The organism is Bacillus sp. GW823-FHT06A11 (genome assembly GCF_058795355.1).
The window spans coordinates 37,036-57,866 of the sequence record NZ_JBXAHS010000006.1 but is presented as its reverse complement, the minus strand read 5'-3'; the positions used below and the strand labels follow the sequence as shown (position 1 = coordinate 57,866).

General features: G+C 31.2%; 13 protein-coding genes. 9 read left to right on the top strand and 4 right to left on the bottom strand.

Annotated elements, in window-relative coordinates; all coding sequences use genetic code 11:
- Nucleotides 1-129: 129 nt before the first annotated feature.
- Nucleotides 130-1,383, bottom strand: a complete 1,254-nt coding sequence (locus AC1Q8L_RS23985; protein WP_000513023.1) for an ATP-binding protein — start codon at nucleotides 1,381-1,383, stop codon at nucleotides 130-132.
- A 618-nt stretch (nucleotides 1,384-2,001) separates the two neighbouring features.
- Between AC1Q8L_RS23985 and AC1Q8L_RS23980 the strand changes: the two genes are divergently transcribed.
- Nucleotides 2,002-2,442 (top strand): hypothetical protein, encoded by a 441-nt coding sequence (locus AC1Q8L_RS23980; protein ID WP_000773517.1) that lies wholly within the window; start codon nucleotides 2,002-2,004, stop codon nucleotides 2,440-2,442.
- A gap of 372 nt (nucleotides 2,443-2,814) precedes the next feature.
- On the opposite strand, the gene AC1Q8L_RS23975 is transcribed toward AC1Q8L_RS23980, so the two are convergent.
- A complete protein-coding gene (locus AC1Q8L_RS23975; protein ID WP_492339513.1) occupies nucleotides 2,815-3,168 on the bottom strand; it encodes a hypothetical protein in 354 nt (117 codons plus the stop codon).
- A 583-nt stretch (nucleotides 3,169-3,751) separates the two neighbouring features.
- Between AC1Q8L_RS23975 and AC1Q8L_RS23970 the strand changes: the two genes are divergently transcribed.
- Entirely contained in the window at nucleotides 3,752-7,033 is a 3,282-nt protein-coding gene (locus AC1Q8L_RS23970; RefSeq protein ID WP_000520158.1) for a VaFE repeat-containing surface-anchored protein, read from the top strand.
- 78 nt (nucleotides 7,034-7,111) lie between these two features.
- Here AC1Q8L_RS23970 and AC1Q8L_RS23965 read toward each other — a convergent pair whose 3' ends face one another.
- On the bottom strand, nucleotides 7,112-7,366 hold the full coding sequence (locus tag AC1Q8L_RS23965) for a SunI/YnzG family protein (RefSeq protein WP_000900689.1): 255 nt from the start codon (nucleotides 7,364-7,366) through the stop codon (nucleotides 7,112-7,114).
- A gap of 258 nt (nucleotides 7,367-7,624) precedes the next feature.
- Between AC1Q8L_RS23965 and AC1Q8L_RS23960 the strand changes: the two genes are divergently transcribed.
- From AC1Q8L_RS23960 to hlyIIR, 4 genes are all read left to right on the top strand, one after another.
- Complete coding sequence (locus AC1Q8L_RS23960; RefSeq protein ID WP_001237442.1) at nucleotides 7,625-8,368, top strand: M15 family metallopeptidase; 744 nt, start codon at nucleotides 7,625-7,627, stop codon at nucleotides 8,366-8,368.
- A gap of 750 nt (nucleotides 8,369-9,118) precedes the next feature.
- Complete coding sequence (locus tag AC1Q8L_RS23955) at nucleotides 9,119-10,351, top strand: N-acetylmuramoyl-L-alanine amidase (protein WP_000875659.1); 1,233 nt, start codon at nucleotides 9,119-9,121, stop codon at nucleotides 10,349-10,351.
- A 303-nt stretch (nucleotides 10,352-10,654) separates the two neighbouring features.
- On the top strand, nucleotides 10,655-11,893 hold the full coding sequence (gene hlyII, locus AC1Q8L_RS23950; protein WP_000709371.1) for a hemolysin II HlyII: 1,239 nt from the start codon (nucleotides 10,655-10,657) through the stop codon (nucleotides 11,891-11,893).
- Between the two features lie 385 nt (nucleotides 11,894-12,278).
- Nucleotides 12,279-12,884, top strand: a complete 606-nt coding sequence (gene hlyIIR, locus AC1Q8L_RS23945) for a hemolysin II regulator HlyIIR (RefSeq protein ID WP_000520482.1) — start codon at nucleotides 12,279-12,281, stop codon at nucleotides 12,882-12,884.
- 152 nt (nucleotides 12,885-13,036) lie between these two features.
- Here hlyIIR and AC1Q8L_RS23940 read toward each other — a convergent pair whose 3' ends face one another.
- On the bottom strand, nucleotides 13,037-14,515 hold the full coding sequence (locus tag AC1Q8L_RS23940) for an Lsa family ABC-F type ribosomal protection protein (protein WP_000061792.1): 1,479 nt from the start codon (nucleotides 14,513-14,515) through the stop codon (nucleotides 13,037-13,039).
- A gap of 948 nt (nucleotides 14,516-15,463) precedes the next feature.
- Between AC1Q8L_RS23940 and AC1Q8L_RS23935 the strand changes: the two genes are divergently transcribed.
- The 3 genes from AC1Q8L_RS23935 to AC1Q8L_RS23925 all read left to right on the top strand — a co-directional run bounded on the left by AC1Q8L_RS23935 (nucleotide 15,464) and on the right by AC1Q8L_RS23925 (nucleotide 20,358).
- Entirely contained in the window at nucleotides 15,464-18,193 is a 2,730-nt protein-coding gene (locus AC1Q8L_RS23935; RefSeq protein WP_142317975.1) for a sensor domain-containing protein, read from the top strand.
- A 153-nt stretch (nucleotides 18,194-18,346) separates the two neighbouring features.
- Nucleotides 18,347-18,577: a hypothetical protein gene (locus tag AC1Q8L_RS23930; protein ID WP_029948057.1), complete on the top strand. Its 231-nt coding sequence runs from the start codon at nucleotides 18,347-18,349 to the stop codon at nucleotides 18,575-18,577.
- Nucleotides 18,578-19,089: 512 nt separating this feature from the next.
- Entirely contained in the window at nucleotides 19,090-20,358 is a 1,269-nt protein-coding gene (locus AC1Q8L_RS23925; RefSeq protein ID WP_000337846.1) for a glycoside hydrolase family 5 protein, read from the top strand.
- The last annotated feature ends 473 nt before the right edge of the window (nucleotides 20,359-20,831 follow it).

The window sequence follows — 20,831 nt, the reverse complement described above, 5'->3', positions numbered from 1 at the left end:
AGATAAGCTCTGATCCTTATTATTTTTAATTAATATACATGAATTTAAGATAATTAATAAGTAAGCTAGCGCTAGCGGGATTCTTAAAATTCATTTATGTAATTAACTAAACAGAAAATTTTTATCGCATTAGTAAGGGATACTAATAGAAAAGCGTGTCCCTTTACCTAAGTTACTCTCTATCTCTATATCTCCGTTTAATTCTTTAATAATACTATAAGCAATCATAGTACCAAGCCCAGTTCCTTTTTCTGTTGTTGAATAGAATGGCAAAGCAATTCGTTTTATTTGTTGAGATGACATCCCAATTCCTGAATCAATAATATCAATTATGATATTTCCTTTTACTTTTTGTATATTTATTTGTAATAATCCACCATTTTTCATAGCCTCAATTCCGTTTTGGATGATGTTGTTTAGACAGAGTTTGAATTTTTCGGGGTCCCCATTTATATAAAAGGAATCTGTACTATTTTGTTTGATTTCAACTTTGTATGATAGAGCGAGTGGTGAAATAGTATCTTTCACCTGATTTAAAATGTGATTAATATCTATTTTCTCTTTTAGGGTGTTCTGTGGTTTGGTTAAAGATAAATAGTTATTAATAGTAGATTGTATTTGCTGCATTTCAATTAACATGATTTCTAAGTATTGATCCTGAGATAGCTTAGAGGCATGTTTTTCATTTAATAATTGAGTGAATCCATGTACCGTGGTTAGTGGATTGTGGATTTCGTGTGCAATTGACGCTGCTAGTTCGCTAGCTATATAAAATTTTTCAGCCCGTTGTAGCTTTTCTTTCATTTTATATTTCTCGATCATTCCCTCTATTAAATAAACTGATAATAATACTGTGAAAATATTAATGATTATGTAATTTAATAAAAATTCTATGAGAGTAGAGTCTATTTTCCCTCCTGTATGTATTTGAGTTACAATACCGCAAATAGAAAGTGAAGTTGTACATACTAAAATAAGGAGTAAGCTTAATAATACTTTTTTTTCTTTAATATACATAGGTAATAAGTAACGAAAGAGCATTGTTATACCAAAAATAATAGTGAAGATAATAAATGATGGAAGAACGCCATTTCCGCCTAAGTAAAACCGATAAGAAAGATATAAAATTCCTATAAAAACAATGTTTTTTGTATTTCCATATAGAAAAACTAATATAATAGGAATAAAACGTAAATCATAAATAAATCCCACATGTAAATGAAAAGGAAAAGTCATACAAAAAATAATAGCAATGGAGGAAAGGATAGAAAATAATATATTATTACATGTTGTTTTTTCTTTAAACTCTAGCCAAAATACGTGATAGCTAAGGATACAAATTATTATAATAAAGGTATTTAATAAAAGAGTAGAAATTCCCATAGTTTTGCATCTCCAATAGTTTGTAAGTAGAATTATGTATGAGTTGGACATAGATGTTTAGTATTAGTAGACTTTTTATCTAAAAAAGGAAGGGTACTTGAAAAATGCTGTTATATTACTCGTATTAAAATTGATAAGGAAAATAGAAAAAATCTATTTAAATTTATGTACATATGAAATTATAAACTAACTTTTGTATAGGTGAAATTTGGATTGAGTTACTGATAAAATAAGGTTTTTTAAGTATGAATATTCTGTAAAAATGATATACATGGTGACTCCTGTTTTGTAGCCTTCGTTATATTAACATGGAATATATCAAATTACAAAGTGAAATTTTAGAAAAATTTTATTAGTACATTTTATCTGAAATAGAAATGCTATTTATGTGAGTATTTTGGTACTTACTCGTATAAAACTTTGTTAGAAAAAGACTTTAAAATTCACATGTTTTTTATGAAGCGTAATATTGTAACTTTATCTATGTGGGTTTCTCAATAACTATTAAGGTGAAGAGTTAAGATATATAGGTTTATAGATATGAATTATTACATAAAAACGCACTTGGAAAAGGATGTATGATGGTAATAGAATACAAACATCAAGGGGGAACTTAAAATGAAGTTAAATAAACTAGTGCTTAGTTGTGGAGTAGTTTCAGCATTAACACTTGGTGTGTTAGGGAATAATACTTATGCTGAAGAAGTACACAAAACGAATGATCCAATTCATGTAGTTGAACATGTTTCTGCAGACTTATTATTAACCCAAACAATGGATTATAGTGGCGAGGCTGAAACTTCTTTCGTATATGATGGGAGTACTGACTTAAGCTTCTCTATGAAAAATAATGGTCAAAATACAATGGGATATAGTGTAAAAGGTCCAAATACAGAGCTAATTGTTGGTGGTTATATAAAACCTGGAGAACAACAAATTAATGTTACAAATGTACGGAATGCTTTATCTCCATTACCGAATGGAACATATAAAATTTATGTTTCAAATGATGATGGTTCTAAGGGGCAATTCCAAGTTTCAGTAAGATCTATGAATTAAATTTAAAACGCTTTGCTTTTAAGTTAATTTAATCTTTACTTATTGGAAAGAAGCTAAATTGAATTGAGAATTACCGATAAAAATGAAAACGAGCACCTTATCTAATTGTGAGAGGGTGTTCGTTTTTTGCTATTAAACAGAAAACAATTATAAATACATTTTGATATTTCCATTGCTAACCTACTAGATTGTGTCAACGAGAGAATGTCTACTATAAAAGATATCAAAATAAAGATGATGTAACATTCCGCTAAATTATATGGGGAAATAGAAAAACCACTCTTATATGAGTGGTTTTTAGTAATTATTTTTAGGTTATACATTTAAAATTAGGCTAAGTTATAGAAATAATAAACATTTAATCCGTTGTTATTATTTTGGTTCTGGATAATAATTGTAGTATGAGATTCTAATAAATTCTTGGTAGACATTTGTTAATTTGGCATCTCTAAGAGCATCGTTGAATTTTTGCATACGTACACTCCCTTGAGCGTAGCCTCCACCTGGAGTATAAGGGTTTCTTGCTTCAAAGTCATCCAAAAATACTTTTAATTTTTTATAGTCTTGAGATTGATAGAAAGCCACGGCCTCTTCAGGAGTGACATCAAAGTAAGAGGATGACGTTGAGTTATAAGAAGCTGCTTGAGCAGTAGGTGCCTCTAGCATAGTTGCAGCTCCACCGAACATAGTAAGCGCCATAGAAGATACAATAATTTTTTTTAACATAATAAAACCTCCATGTAGAATATTGGATTAACAGTAACCCTGTAATCATTGTAGTTACATTGAAAATGATTATCAAATGCAATATTGCATAATGTATCCCGCTATTTGTGGGCAGTAAGACTCACGCCCAAAAATTCAATGAAAGTAAAGAAGTTAGATGGGGATCGAGCTGAATAAAGTTTTACTTTATTCTTTAAATGAGGAGTCACCCTTATATCTCAATGAAGGAGCGTAATAGAGAATTAATAGATTAAAAGAGGTGTATAAATTATTCGGATTAACCAGAAAATGAAAAGGCTATTTTTAATAGGGAGAAAGCTTAATAACTGAAGTGAAGGAATTGGTATTTATATATTTAACATACATATTTGTCTTTTAACTTGTAGGCGTGTTTTAGAATTTGTATATAGTAAATTCGTTAAAAAACTTGATAAATAATAAAATGTGTAAATTTTTTGACTATTTCATTAAAATTATTTAATATTTGTAATTTATTGTTTTATAATGATAATCGGGTCGATCGTGAATGTTTTAGATATTGCGATATATACTCGGATTAATTTATTCTAGGGAGGTTACAAAATTGGGTAAGAGAGTCATTATAAGAGTTTTTACATTATTATCAGTACTGGCATTATTCCTTAATGTATTTTTACCTAGGGCTAGTGCAGAGGTTATGACGCATGAGAAATATTCAATGGACTGGAGTTATAGTAATAGTCTAGGTAAGTACATTCGCACTGAAATGATTAAAAATTCAAGTGGTCAAATTGCTTATTGCTTAACTCTTGGATTAAAATCACCAAATGGTGAAGATCTTCCTGAAATGGGGAAAACAGATAATGTAGTATATAGAGTCTTATTAAATGGTTTCCCACAAAAAAGTGCTGAACAGCTGGGAGTAGCTAATAAAAATGAAGCGCATTATGCAACGCAACTTGCGGTTTGGAATGCATTAGGTCAACTCGATGTAAATGAATTAAAACATGAGAATAAAAATGTTGAAAAAGCAGCTAAGGCTATTATTAGTAATGCTAATAATAGTGAAGAGACTCAAGATGTTTTTATGAATGTGATTCCTGCTGAAAAGCAAAAAGCAGAATTAAAGGGTGAATTCTTCGAAACAAATCTATATTCAGTACAAACAAATGCTAAGAGTGGTTCTTATAAGGTAGTAGCGAAAAATGCACCTAATGGAGTTAGAATTGTTAGTGAAAATGGAGAAGTGAAAGATCAGCTTTCAGTTGGAGAAAAATTTCGTATCCAAATTCCTAAGAATACAAAAACGGGTGAATTTAATTTAAGTGTAGCTGCTAATTTAACTAAAGTTCAAGCAATTGCTTACCGTGGTACGGATACTGTTCAGAACGCTACAGTACTATTAGAAAGAAATGAAGAAAAGCTTAGTAGTGATCTTGCAGTAAATTGGGAAGCAGCTGGTTCTTTAAAAATTAAAAAGGTTGGAGAAAATGGAGAAGTTTTAGCTGATGCAGTATTTGAGGTCTTTAATGCAAATAATGAATCAGTTGGAAAAATCACGACTGGTGCTGATGGTATGGCAGAATTAAACAACTTACCAATTGGTACTTACACATTAAAAGAAATTAAAGCACCAACAGGCTATGTTTCAGATGATAAACCACAAACTATTGAAGTTAAGACAGGAGAAACAGGAGCTGTCCAAATAGTAAATAACAAAGTAAAAGGTAACATCGAAATTAAAAAGCTCAGTGATTCAGGAAAGGTTTTACCAAATGTTGAATTCACAGTCTTTACTGAAGATGGAAAAGAAGTGCAAAAAGTAGTAACAAAAGAAAATGGAATTGCAAACGTTGAAGGTCTTACGTATGGTAAGTATTATTTCTTAGAGACAAAAACACCTAATGGATATATTGGAAATAAAACAAAGTATCCTTTTGAAATTAAAGAGCACAATAAAACACTTACTTTTACAGTGGAAAATACCGAAGTGAAAGGTAGTGTAAAATTACTAAAAGTAGATAATGAAGATATTAGCAAAAAATTAGAAGGTGCAGTATTTGAATTGAAAGATGAAAGTGGAAAAGTAGTTGGGGAATATAAGACAGATAAAAATGGCGAGATTAACGTCAAAGATTTAGCGTATGGTAAATATTCATTTGTAGAAAAGGCTTCTCCACATGGTTACGTTCTTGTTAAAGAACCAATTATGTTCGAAATAAAGGAACATGGGAAGATTATTGAGTTATTGGCAGTTAATCATCTTATCAAAGGTGATCTAGAAATTACAAAGGTAGATGTAGCTGATGGAAATAACAAGCTTCCAAATGCAGAATTTACGATTTATAACGAAGCAGGAAAAGAAGTAGTAAAAGGAAAAACAGACGATAAAGGAATCGCTAAATTTGAAAAATTACCATTTGGAAAATACACATATAAAGAAACTGTTGCGCCAAAAGGTTATGTATTAAATGAAGAAACGTTCTCTTTTGAAATTAAAGAGAATGGTCAAATCATTAAACACATTGTCAAAGATGAAAAGATTCCTTCAATAAAAACAACAGCTACTGATAAAACAGATGGTACAAAAGAAATACACACGTCTAAGTCTGTAACAATCCAAGATAAAGTGGAATACAAAGACCTACAAGTAGGTAAAGAATACACTTTAAAAGGTAAATTAATGAATAAAGAGACTAATAAACCATTAGTTGTAAATGGTAAAGAAGTAACAGCTGAAACGAAGTTTACACCAAAAGAAGCAAATGGCTCTATTACATTAGACTTCACATTTGATGCAACTGGTTTAGAAGAAAAAGAGGTAGTAGTATTCGAAGAGTTATTGAAAGAAGGAAAAATTGTTACAACACATGCTGATATCAATGATAAAGGTCAAACAGTTAAGTTCGTTAAGCCATCAGTAAAAACGACAGCAACAAACAAAGCTGATGGTGGAAAAGAGATTCATTCAAAGGATTCTATCACTATTCAAGACAAAGTGGAGTATACTAACTTAGTTGTAGGTAAAGAGTACACTGTAAAAGGTAAACTAATGAACAAAGCTATTAACAAACCATTATTAATTGATGGAAAAGAAGTAACAGCTGAAACGAAGTTTACTGCAAAAGAAAAGAACGGTTTTGTAACATTAGACTTTACTTTTGTTGGTGCTGAACAGCAAGGAAGAGAAGTAGTCGTGTTTGAAGACTTATTACATGAAGGTCAAGTAATTGCAACACATGCTGACATTAACGATGTAGGTCAAACAGTTCGATTTGTAGAACCTTCTATTAAAACGACAGCAACAAACAAAGCTGATGGTTCTAAAGAGTTAGACGCTTCTAAATCTGTAACAATCCAAGATAAAGTGGAATACAAAGACTTAATCGTGGGTAAAGAGTATGTTGTAAAAGGTAAACTGATGGATAAAGCAACAAACAAGCCATTATTAGTTGATGGAAAAGAAGTAACAGTAGAATCTAAGTTTATTGCTAAAGAGAAGAATGGTTCTATCACACTAGATTTCACATTTAATGCTTCTGCATTACAAGGTAAAGAAGTAGTAGTATTTGAAGAACTGTATCAAGATAATATATTAGTAGCTATTCACGCTGAAATTGAAGATAAGGAACAAACAGTGAAATTTAAAGAGGTAAAGCCGGAACAACCTAAACCAGAACAGCCAAATTCAGATAAAAATACTCCAACACCAGAGCAGCCTAACGAGCAAGTAAAAGAACAACCACAACCTAAGCAAGAAATTCAATCTAAAATTGGATGGTTACCGCAAACAGGTACTAATCTTACAAGTTGGATCTCTATGGCTGCAGGCGCATTACTGTTAATTGTTGGTGGAGTGATTTTCTTAAAACGTAAAAATGCATAGAAATTAAAAAATAAGCACATCTGTTTTTATAACAAGATGTGCTTATTTTTATCATTTTAGCCAAGAAGACTCCTATATTCAAGCGTGAATGGCATTTAAAATAGCAAATTTATTTGTAGTAAATAATACATAATTTTGTTTTACTGTTTTAATTAAAATACGGTCTGTTGTCCCATAAGCTGTTCCAATACGTATGACATCTACTTCTTCAACACCAGCATAGGTAGCATCTTCGGTAATCTCAATCACATCACGTAATGGAATTGTAATCTCCGCCAATTGCCATGAAATAATTAACTCTTCATTTGTTTTTTTTACATTAATGCCTAGCATTATACCAAGACCCTTCAATAATAATACGCTACACTTCTAATCTTATTATATAAATTTTTAGATTTTTTATCTATATGTAGGAATAGAATTTATTTATATTTGTGAGCATCTTAATGATGTCAAACAAATAGAAGGATATACAGTCTTTCTATTAAGAAATATGGTAAGAACAAAAGTTCACTTCAAATTAATATGAATTTGATATGGTTGAGATATTATGAACGAGAAATAGTAAGAGTTGCAGGAAGGAAATGAATAATGAGACTTAAATTAGTAGGAATTTTCATTTGTGTAATTATGATGTTAGGTATCTTTATAATTTACACCAATCAATCTATTGGTAAAGAACCAGATAAGACGAACTATGAATCTCGTGAAAACTCCATAAATAAAGAGAAAGATAGTAGAGGAAAAGGGCAATCAAAATACAATGAAAGTTCTTTTGCTAGTATACAGGCTGTAGTTAATAAGGAATATGGATTACCCGAAGACTATAAACCAGAGGATTTAGTTGTACCAAATGTACCATTCTCATTTAGTGGAACGGTAGAAAAGAGCCACCTCCGTAAAGAGGCGGCAGAAGCACTGGAAAAGTTATTTGATTTAGCAAAGCAGGAGGGGATTCAGTTAAATGCTGTTTCGGGATTTCGTTCCTATGACTATCAACAACGATTGTATACAAACAATGTGAAAAGAAAAGGACAAGAGCATACGGATCGCTTCTCGGCAAAACCAGGACATAGCGAACATCAAACAGGGTTAACAATGGACGTTTCTTCTAAAAGTGCGAACAATGAACTAGAGTTATCCTTTGCTAATACGAAGGAAGGAAAATGGCTGAAAGAAAACGCGCATCGCGCAGGGTTTATCATTCGTTACCCTAAGGGAAAGGAAAGTATTACAGGTTATGCATATGAACCTTGGCATATTCGCTATGTAGGAGATATTGCTGAAAATATATATAAACAAAAGCAGACTTTAGAAGAATACATGAATCTATGAAAATAGAATTGAAGAATTAAACTGGCTATCAATAGACGTGAGATTGTAAAAGGCAGGGGATATAAATTAAGGTGTTTTTTAATTTTTTTGGTGAAGAGGGAAGGTCTCCCTCTTCTTTTTTCATTCCTTGTAAAATTTGAGGATGTCTTAAGGGAATGAAAAGATGGATTGTGTGAATTTATTAATATAGGCTACTTTAGGTGGCTTCTAGAGATGTTTTTTGAGGGAATACAATGTTATAAGTTTGTAGTATTCATTGCAGCAACTGACTATATTATAGGAGCATTCACGTTGGAATATAACAGAGAATTATAGAGTAAAGTAGGATTCAAAAGCATTGTTAAAAATGTTGGTGTTATAAGTTATTTTCCTATCAAAATAATTAGTCTTTTTTCAAAATTTAAGGTTGTTATTTTATTATATCTAGTAACTATTTATATTATTTAATAATTACTTTGTTTACTATTAAGGTGGTTATCTTACAAAATTGTAAGGTTATTTTAATTGACACTCGTATGTATAAGTAACTATACTGGTTACACAATATTGGTGAGTATATTTAATAATCTCTATCTATAAGTGTATGTCCGAGGATTATTTTTGGAGTAATAGTTCGATTTTAAATTCGTTATACGATATATAGCGATATAAATAACGTGATCTATTCTTTATTCAAAGTCGTATTATTTAAAGATTAATTATAAATGATATATTTACCAAATTGTAATAAATTGATAGAGGTGTTACATTTTGAAATATAAATTAATTGCTACAGGAATTCTTGCTGGAAGTCTATTATCCTACTCATCTAATACATTTGCAAATACTCATAAGTTCCCAGATGTTCCTGCATGGGCGGACAAATCCGTTAATTATTTAGTTGATAAACAGGTATTGAATGGCTATCCAGACGGAACTTTCGGTTCAAATGACTCATTAGACAGAGCTTCGGCTACAAAAATTATGACAAAAGTTTTAGGTATACAAATTGACTCTAATGCAAAACCATCATTTACAGATTCACAAAACCACTGGGCTACTCCGTATATTGCTGCTGCTGAAAAAGCTGGTATTGTTAAAGGTGAGGGTAATGGAATCTTCAATCCATCCGGAAAAGTAACTCGCGCTGCTATGGCTACGATGCTAGTAAATGCATATAAACTACAAAGCACATCAAATCATAACGAGCAGGTTAAATTTGAAGATTTAAAAGGGCATTGGGGAGAAAAATATGCCAATATTTTAATCGGTTTGAAAATTTCCAATGGTACTGAGAACGGTTGGCAACCAAATAGATTTATAACACGTGCTGAAGCTGCTCAACTTACTGCAAAAACAGATATGATGCAACATCGTCCAAAAAACCCATTAGAAAGTAAAACAATCATTATTGATCCTGGACATGGTGGCGAAGATCCTGGGAAATCCACAAAGGGATTACCTGAAAGTAAGATTGTACTAGACACTTCTTTACGTCTACAACAATTACTTGAAAAGCATACACCATTTACAGTTTTATTAACTCGTCAATCTGATAATAGACCAGGACATGATCAAAAAAGTTCTTTACAGGAACGTGTTAAATTTGCTAAGAAAAATCAGGGTAATATCTTTATAAGCGTACATGCAAATGCTTTTAATGGTAATGCAAAAGGGACAGAAACATATTACTATAAATCTTCTAAATCCGAAAAAACAAATCCTCATGTGGAAGAAAGTCGCGTTTTAGCAGAAAAAATTCAAACACGTTTAGTAGAGGCACTTCAAACACGAGACAGAGGAGTTAAACATGGAGACCTTCATGTTATAAGAGAAAATGACATGCCAGCTGTGTTGACGGAACTGGCGTTTATAGATAATGGTATTGATTACAGTAAATTATCTACGGAAAATGGCAGACAAATTGCAGCAGAAGCCATTTATGAAGGAATTTTAGATTATTATGAATGGAAAGGAAATAATGTATCTGAATATAGGCTGTAATAAGTAATTGAAAATATAGTAATTCTCGAAATGAAGAATTCTATAATTTTTTTGTATTTTTTTAAACAACAATTTTAAATTTGTATTTAAAATTGTTGTTTAAATCGTTACTTTATGTTTTAATATTATTGATAATAGTTATCAATAATAGTGAGAGGAAGATTAGTGAAACATGTGTTTTTAGTTAGTGTCATAAAGTTAATGAATTTCTATATTGTATGGCTATGAATCTATCTCTATTTTTGTGAACTAGAAATAATATATTTATATCTTTTAAATGTTTAAGAAGGAGTGGCTGTCTGTATGAAAAAAGCAAAAGAAATAGCTAAATGCGTTGCGGTAGCGTCCGTTATTATGTCTGGATCATTTGGTTTACAAGCAACATCTGCATTTGCAGAGTCTAAAGGAACTGTAGAAAATCTTCAAAATGGTGGGAAGGTCTATAATAGTTTTAAAACTACTTATGACATGAAGCAAAATATCAAAAATTCAATAAAGGTTTCTTTTATTGAGGATCCTTACGCAGATAAAAAGATTGCAATTGTTACCACCGATGGTAGTAATATAGATGCTAAATATACAATTAATAGCGGATACTATAACGCAGGTTTAAAATGGCCATCAGCCTATCATACTGAAGCAGAAATAACAAGTGGTGATAGTGCTCAATTCCATAAAGCTGCCCCAGTTAATACAATGACTTCAGCAAAGGTCACTTCTGAGGTAGGGTATACACTTGGTGGAAGTGTTAAAGTAGGAGTAAATGATAAAGGGCCAAATGCCGATGCAAGTATCACAGGTAGCTTTGCTTGGAAAGAAAGTGTATCTTATGATCAAGTAGATTATAAAACGGTATTGGAGACTCACACAGATAAAAAATTAAATTGGAAAGTAGGATTCCAATCATTTAATTTCCCAGAGTGGGGAATTTATAATCGTGATTCATTCAATACTTTCTATGGTAATCAACTATTTATGAAATCACGTAGTTATAATGAAGGAACGAATAATTTTGTTTCAAAAGATACAGTACCAGCTTTAACAGGATATGGTTTTTCTCCAAACGTAGTAGCGGTTATTACTGCTGATAAAACAGAAACTACATCAGATTTAAAAATAACAAATCGTAGAATTTCAGATCAGTACAATATCGAATGGGTAAGTTCAAAATGGTGGGGAACAAATAATAAAGATACATATAATGAATTCTTTACGAACCACTATAAATTAGACTGGAAAAACCATCAAGTTACTCTTGATAAACAAAAAGCCCTTGAAGAACAAATGAATAGTATCAACAGTGTGAATGATAAACTTAACAAAGGAAAAGGGAAATTATCTCTTTCAATGAATGGAAATCAACTCCAAGCTACGTCTAGCAATGCTGGTTATGGTATCAGTTACGAAGATAAAAATTGGGGTATCTTTGTAAATGGTGAAAAGGTCTATACTTTTAATGAAAAATCAACTGTAGGCAATATATCTAATGATATTAACAAATTAAACATTAAAGGACCTTATATCGAGATTAAACAGATTTAGTCAGAAAATGATGGACAATTGATGGACAATTATCTCATCAAGATACGAGTACGCTAGTTTATTTTAAATTTGTATAATGTAACGAAAGGACCAAAGTTTATCTATAAAATAAATAAACTTTGGTCCTTATTATGTTTTTATTCGCGCACGAAATTAAGATGAAATTAGATGTTTTTTGTCTATTCTTTTACTCAATTAGAAAAGAGCGTAAAGTAGTTGAAAGCTATTGATGCTACGCAAGGGGATATTGTTTAAAGTAATCAGAACCTCATCGGTTGTTAAGTTACCACTTTAAATATATAATTAAATTTCATTAAAAAGATACTCTATTCAAAGTCCTTATTGGGTTTTTGAAGTGAAATATATACTATTTGAGGTGTGTGAAATGGGGAAATCTCGAGAGCAGACGATGGAAAATATCTTAAAGGCTGCTAAGAAAAAATTTGGAGAGCGTGGCTACGAAGGTACGAGCATACAAGAAATTGCAAAAGAAGCGAAAGTGAATGTTGCTATGGCTTCTTACTATTTTAATGGGAAAGAAAACCTATATTATGAGGTATTTAAGAAATATGGCCTTGCTAATGAGCTACCCAATTTTCTTGAGAAGAATCAATTTGATCCTATCGATGCCCTTAGAGAATATTTAACGGTTTTTACTATACATATAAAAGAGAACCCTGAAATTGGATCATTGGCATATGAGGAGATTATTAAGGAAAGTGCACGATTAGAAAAGATTAAACCGTATTTCATAGGTAATTTTGAACAGTTAAAAGAAATATTACAGGAGGGTGAAAAGCAAGGAGTTTTTCATTTCTTCTCTATAAATCATACGATACATTGGATCACTTCTATTGTTTTATTTCCAAAGTTTAAAAAGTTTATTGATTCTTTAGGCCCAAATGAAACGAATGATACAAATCATGAATGGATGCCAGAAGACTTAGTGAACAGGATTGTTACTGCATTAACAGATAAACCTAACGTGTAAATTATTCAGTGTATATGAATTCTATTATTACTATTTAAAGCCTAATTTCTCAATGTATTGTAGAGAAATTAGGCTTTTTTCAACACGTCATTAAAGTATTTATAATTCAATGACTCAATTTGCTGATTATATTTTCAAGTATTCGTTTTGAGCTACATAGATATAGTTTTTGTTGCAACTGTTTGTTGAAATGCTTTATCATGCTCAACAATAACCATTGTGGGATTAAATTGTTGAATAAGCTCTTCGATTTGCATACGGGAATAGATATCTATAAAATTTAGTGGTTCATCCCATATATATATATGAGCTTTTTCACATAAGCTTTTAGCGATAAGCAGTTTTTTCTTTTGTCCACCAGAATAATGAGATATATCTTTCTCAAATTGAATTCGGTCAAAGTCCATCTTACGTAGGATGGATTTAAATAAGGTCTCATCAATCTTGTGCTGTTCAATAAAGTCTGATAGCGATCCCTTTAAATGAGAAGTATCTTGTTGGACATAGGAAATGATGAGTCCTGTACCTAAAATAACTAAGCCTGTATGCTGTATCGGATGTCCTAGAATTAGTTTTAGGATACTACTTTTTCCGCTCCCATTCGTTCCATCAAGTACAATTCGGTCACCTTGTTCAACTATGAAGCTAATCGAATCATTCACAATTTGGTCATCGTACTTAACGGACACATCAACCAAAGTAATCAATTCATTTGATTTAAATTGTAATTGTTCCAATTTTAAGGACTCAGTTTTCTCCACATTTTTTAGTAATTTTGACTTTTCTTCAATAGCTTTTTGTTGTCTTGATTCAAGGTTTTTTGCTCTTTTCATCATCTTGGCTGCTTTATGACCTACAAACCCCTTATCCAACTTAGAGCCTGAATTCCTCGTTCCATTTTTTGAAGCTTCCACATCATGAGACCAACTTGCTGAACGCTTGGAAGACTGTTTTAATCTCCCTATGTCTTTTTGTAGACGCTCATTTGTAGCCTCTTCGTGCTCTTGCTGTCTATCAAAATTTAACTTCCAAGAAGAATAGTTACCACTCTGAACTTCAATATTTGCTCTATTTATAGATAGGATATGGTCAACGCACCCATCTAAAAAGATTCTGTCATGTGAAATTAAAATAAATCCTTTTTTCTTCCTTAGATAATCAGAGACTATCTTTCGTGCATCAGTATCTAAGTGATTTGTTGGTTCATCAATTAATAGGAATTGGCCCTCATTTAAAAACAGTGCAGCAAGCAACACCTTTGTTTGTTCCCCATTTGATAATGTTTTAAATGGTCTGTATATGACCTCAGCATCAACATTTAAATAGGATATCTCACGCAGAAATTCCCAATCTTCTGCTTGGGGACAAATTTCTTCAAGGATTTCATAAGTGAATTTGTTCTTATCTGCAACAGAGTAGGGGAAGTAATTGAATTCTACCGAAGCAAGGATTTTCCCACCATACTCATAATTCCCTAACAATAAATTAAAGAATGTCGTTTTACCTCGTCCGTTTCTACCGATAAATCCTAGCTTCCAATCCGTATCTATTTGGAAGTTTACACTTTCAAAAATATTATCAAAGCTACCTGGGTATGAAAAAGTTAAATCTTGGACTTTTATCATTGACATAATAATTCCTCCTTTATATATCGAAACGTTTTATATAAAGTCGGAACATCCATCCATTTTTTAATTGCTCTATATAAGTTTGATGGATATTAACGACTTATATAGAGCATTACATGTGTAACAATAGTGTCTGAAGTACTCATTTTTCTCGCTCCTTTATTTGTTAGGTACATTTAACAATTAATAAGTTCCAACTAACATAAACGGGAATAAAAAAATCCCCCCAATTGTAATCGGAAAGATTAGTCTTTCGTCTATACTTAATAAGTACTTATTAATCATTTGAATCATGACAAATAAAGTATGAACTGAATTTTAAAAATGGATAGACTAACCCTATATTTTGTAGTTTGAAGTTATAAAATTCAACTTAAAATATAAATTAGTTAATCATTATTCATCCATCATTCCTTTCATAATTCTATTTTTAGAGTAACATTCTTTTTAGAGAGATGCAATATCAGCTTCAGCTTCACCTAATCCTAGATTATTTATAATTCTTTGAGTAAGGAGGAAATATGAAATTGACATCAATCTAAGTTGTAACTATAATTGTTACAGTTAGTTTCGAAAACTAATTCGAATTTCTATGTTAAAGATAGTATATTTTCATTCCTTTTTAAGTGTGACAGTTAGCAACTAACTATAATTCAATAGAGGATTAGATTTTATCTCATATTTAAAGAGTAGATAAGTTATACAATCCAAATTTATGATGCACAAATACTTGAAAAACTACATTTTTTAACTGATCCTTTTTGGAATCCTCAGTATTGAAAATTGTAAACATCTACAAAAAGTTAATAAGACTGTTGTATGTAGAAAGAAATCTTTTAAAAAGGTCATAATATGGATAATAGGTAGCACACATTTTAATTAGTAGGAGTTGTGCTACTATCAAGACATTTCTTAATAAAAGTATAGAAAAAACTCAAGAAGGTGAGTCCATTGCGTAAAAATGCATATGTGCAATTTTATGTATTGATATTGGCTTTAATAGCTTATATAAGCTTTTGCTGTATATTTTTATTTGTTCTTCCGAATCATTATTTCGTATCAGATTTTAATATCCGGCTATCATCTTTAGTCGTTGAAACTACTGTATTTATCTCATTACTGTATTCTATATTATCCAGAAAAATTAAGTTAGGAGTATTCTGGATTTGCATAATTATTGCGATAGGGTGTTTCCTGATAGGAAATTTCATATCTGCTTTTCAAGTACTTAATGTAGAATTACCAATACAAAATTTTAATATCTCTGATATATTTTTGTTGTTTTTCTTATTTTTCTTTCTCTTTGCGTTTTTTTATAAAATTATGATGGAATGTAACAAATGGGAGAGAGCGTATTTACTTTGTGATTTATGCATTGTTGTTACTGCTATTTTTACATTAGAGTGGTACCTATTTAATAAACCTTCCGCAAATATCTTATTCTTTTCAATTGGAGATGTTTTTCTTTCATTTATTTTTCCGATTATAGATTTATTACTTCTATTACTTGGAGTTACACTAATCTTTCGACCTGCTATTTTCAATGCAAAAAGTAAATTGTTTATTTTTATCTTAGTATTAACTGGATTGGCTATTACGGACTACTTATATTTTTACTTACAAGATGATTTGTCAGATCGTTCAGTTATATTATTAAGGTGTTTGTATAGAGTTTTCCTATTATTTATCGCTATTGCTGCTACAATCCCAAAGAATACTTCTTCTAAAAGAAATTATTTTATTGTCAACCCGAAATTTGGAAGGGAACTTCTTGGCATATTTCCTTATCTTGCAGTTGCAGTCTTAATTGGCTTTACTTTGAAAGAACAAACTTCTTCAGCTACATTGATTACGGGAAATTGTATTGCTTTTGTATTTGTACTGATTCGTCATACAATTGTACGAATGCAAAACAAAGATTTAACCGAGACCTTAAAAGTGTTTAATAATCAATTAGAACAAACAGTATCTCAAAGAACAAGGGATTTAATAAACAAATCTAATGATTTGGTAAAAAGTCAAGAGAGATTTAAGTCTTTATATGAGTATCATCCAGATCCTATTTTAACGATTGATTCAAATGGTATCGTATTAAATATAAACCAGGCTGGAAGTATGTTATTAGGAAAAGAAAGTGCTGCATTAATAGGGAAAGAGTGCTTCTCTATTTTTTTAGATGAAGATAAATCTGAATTGGAATCGGCTATAAAGAAAGGGAAACGATGTAGTTCATCTTCGTTACAGTTACGTGTGAAAAATAACAATGAGAAGGATATTCTCTTTTGGTATGTCACTATAGTTCCTATTATGATAGAAGGACAAACCTTTGGGAGTTATGTAATGGTAAAAGACATAACGAGGATGAAACAACAACAGGATGAGATAAATTATCTTGCGTTCCATGATACGGTGACGGAGATTGGAAATCGTATATTCTTCCAACAAGAATTAGATAGATCCATTAAGCGTGCACAAAAAACACAGGATAAGTTCGGGCTCCTGTATATTGATTTAAATCGCTTTAAGACCATTAATGATACATTGGGTCATTCGATTGGTGACAGAGTTTTAAAAGAAGTTGCCAAACGTTTTAGGACATGTCTGTCACCGACTATTCCTCTAGCAAGAATAGGTGGAGATGAGTTTGCAATCATTGTCCATAACCAAACAGAGCAACAGCTATTGGATTTGTGTAAAACTCTATTTCGTATAACTGAAGAACCATTTGTAGTAAATCAGCATAGTTTTTACTTATCTCTTAGTATAGGAATAGCAGTGTATCCATTTGGAGGAATAAATACTACTACACTTTTACAACACGCTGATATCGCTATGTATAGCGCAAAGGAAAAAGGTAACAATGCTGTTTGTATGTATGACGAGACATTATCACAAAAAGTAACTCGTCGATTACGATTAGAACAGGATTTACCAAATGCAATTGAAAATAATGAGTTATTTTTATTGTATCAACCACAAATTGATAGTAAGGCAGGTAAGGTTATTGGTGCAGAGGCTTTAATACGCTGGCAACATCCAGAGCTTGGGCTGATTTCTCCTTTTGAGTTTATACCTATCGCAGAAGAAACGGCGCAGATTATTTCAATTGGGAAGTGGACGTTACAGAAAGCGTGTCGACAACTGAAAGAATGGCATTCTGCGGGCTATTCAAATCTAAAGATGGGGATAAATTTATCAGCTATAGAGTTTGAACAGAAAGATTTTGTTCAAACAATGATATCTACCATAGAAGAGATAGGAGTACCTGCTAATTCAATTGATTTGGAATTAACAGAGCGAATAGCAATGGTAGATGAAAAAGAAACCTTATCGAAGTTAAAAGTATTAAAATCATATGGTGTACATTTATCAATTGACGATTTTGGTACAGGTTATTCTTCACTAGCGTATCTGCCTCTTTATCCAATTGATATTTTGAAAATTCCAAGAGAATTTGTTAATAGGATCGGAACTTCTACTGATGGAGATGAAATTATACAAACCATTATTTCACTTGCTCATACTTTAAACATGAAAGTGATAGCAGAAGGGGTGGAAACGAAGGAACAATTAAAAGTGTTACAACGTAATGGATGTTATCTAATTCAGGGCTATTACTACAGTAAACCTGTAAATGAAGATGAATTTATCGATTTTTTAAGTACAATGCAAAATGAATAAGTGAAAAATCAGTATCTGTATAAAGTAAAGTGAAAAGACGTTCTATCCATATGGATTTGAACGTCTTTCTTATGTTTATTTTCAGTAGTTATGCAGCAAGGTTTCAGCCTTTGAAAGTAAAATAAGTATCTATATTCCTTGTATTTTGGGCTAATGGGATATGAGGTGAAAATTGCTTCATGTGAAAACGCATTAGGGACAGCTTGTATATTCTTAAAGCAATTTGAAAAAGGATTAGCAGTTTGTATGGAATTAGGAAATGAAGAGTATGTATATCATTTCAATATTTTACATTCTCTTAATGAATATGAAGCAATTAAACTCTTAGAAGAAGTGAAAAAAGTGTTTCTTACTTCGAAAAGCAAGGTTTATGGGATTTCGTAGAAGAATATGCAGATCTAAAAAAGGAAGAAATTATACAATAATCACATGCTATCATTTTTAATAGCTAATTAACAAAGGGACTCCAATTATGGAGTCCCTTTGTTAATGGGGTAATGCTCTGGTTTATCTAATTATAACAATATTTGTAAAAAATGCAAAGGGGTCCTAGTTTGGAGGGGGAATTATTTAATCTTTTTTATTTAATAAAAGGGATAATATTTAGTTATCTTCGCTTCTTAATTATGTTTTCTATCACAATTTGAAGTGAATTTCATTTAATCTTATTTATTTTATAGGAATTATAAGGTATACTAAAAATAGGTGCGAAATGTACCATTTGAAAAAGAGTGAATTGCAAAAAGGAATCCGTAAAGGATTCCTTTTTTGTTTCTTTGAAAATGAAGCAATGTTCTAATTATCTCTTTCATTTCTATGAATGCGCTGCGATCTTATAAACTAAAAAAGAATTTTTGGGAAATTGCCATATTCCTGTAACAAAACAAAGGTATGTTATGTGTGTTAAATATAAAGAGAAAGAAGGAAAAGTTGTGAAAAAAATTTTGCCAATTGTTGCGTTATTAGGCATGATGAGTTTCGGAGTACAGGAAATGAATGTAAGAGCTGATACATACCACAAAGGCGATTCAAAAATTAGTTTTTGGGATTCGAAAAGAAAGGGTACTAATTTCATGAATAGTACGTCATTACCTGAAAACTATAAAAGTGCAAAAGAAGCTAATATTGAATATGTACGTTTAGCACCTGATAAATGGGCAAAAGATAAAGATTTTCTATTTGAGGATAAACCAGATACTTCTGGAAAGGATTTTCTGATAGGTAATGCAGATAACTATCAGGGATTAGTAAAGGAGGATTTAGAAAAATTAAAGGCGGATTTAGATGCCGCACAATCACAAGGAATGAAAGTTGTTCTTACAATGTTATCCTTACCTGGTGATCGATGGCGCCAATTTAATAATAACAAGAATGACGACAGAATATGGGAGGAAGAGAAGTATCAAGAACAAGCAAGTCAATTTTGGAAGGATCTTGCTTTGGAATTAAAAGATCACCCCGCGGTGGTTGGTTATAATATTATAAATGAACCACATCCAGAAACAGCTAAAAATAATAGATATAATGATTTTTGGACGGAAGATTATGAGAAATGGTATGCAAAAGTGAAGGGAACGACAGCGGATTTAAACAGATTTTATCAAAAAGTAATCAATTCCATTCGTGAAGTAGACCAAGAAACACCGATTATTTTAGATTCAGGTTTATATGCTACTCCATGGGCCTTTAAATATTTAAAACCAGTAAATGATAAAAAAACCCTATATGCATTTCATATGTATGAACCATATGAATTAACGAGTCAAGGTGAAAAACAAAATAAGGAGTATCAATATCCAGGATTAGTAAAAGTAGGAGATTTAGAGAAACCTGTAATGTGGAATAAGCAGGGATTAGAGCAATTTTTGAAGCCAATCCAACAATGGTCTAAGAAAAATCATGTATCATCTAATCGAATTATTGCAGAGGAGTTTGGAATTAACCGTACTGTTCCAGGAGCTACCCAATACATGCAAGATCTTATTTCTATCTTCAACCAAAAAGGTTGGCATAAATCATTCTATGCATTTCGTGAAGACACATGGACAGGGATGGATTATGAATTGGGAACAGGAAAAATAAAATGGGATGAAGAGGGTAAACCGATGCGTCAAGATAATTCACTCTGGGATGTAATAAAAAAAGATTTACAAACGCGTAAATAGTTTAGAATATTAGGCCTAAGGACTAAATGTAAGCATCTAATTCAAATAGAATTAGATGCTTTTTATTTCGAAAAAAGGTGGAGTTGAATTAAAGATTCCATCTTTTCTTTTGCATAAAGAGTACCAATCAGGTTTATTTACAACGAAAAATAAGATTTTTAGAGAATAGCTTAGAAAAAAATTGTGGAGGTTCAAACAAATGTGGTCACAATTGTTTAAACCTTTAAAGTAAATAAGTTTTATGAATTTTTTGTGAGATTCCAACCCTTAAATGTTGAAAATTATTTACTGATTTCTCCAATTGGGTGTATTTCTCCAATTAGATGGGAGTTTAGAATACAGAATCAAAACATAATAGGCTGTTATCGATGAGTTTATCGTAAAGTTGTTATTTAATGTGTCATCAAATAACATTTATATACAATAATAAATAAAGAAAAGGAGATATTTATGAAAAAATATAGAGTAATAGA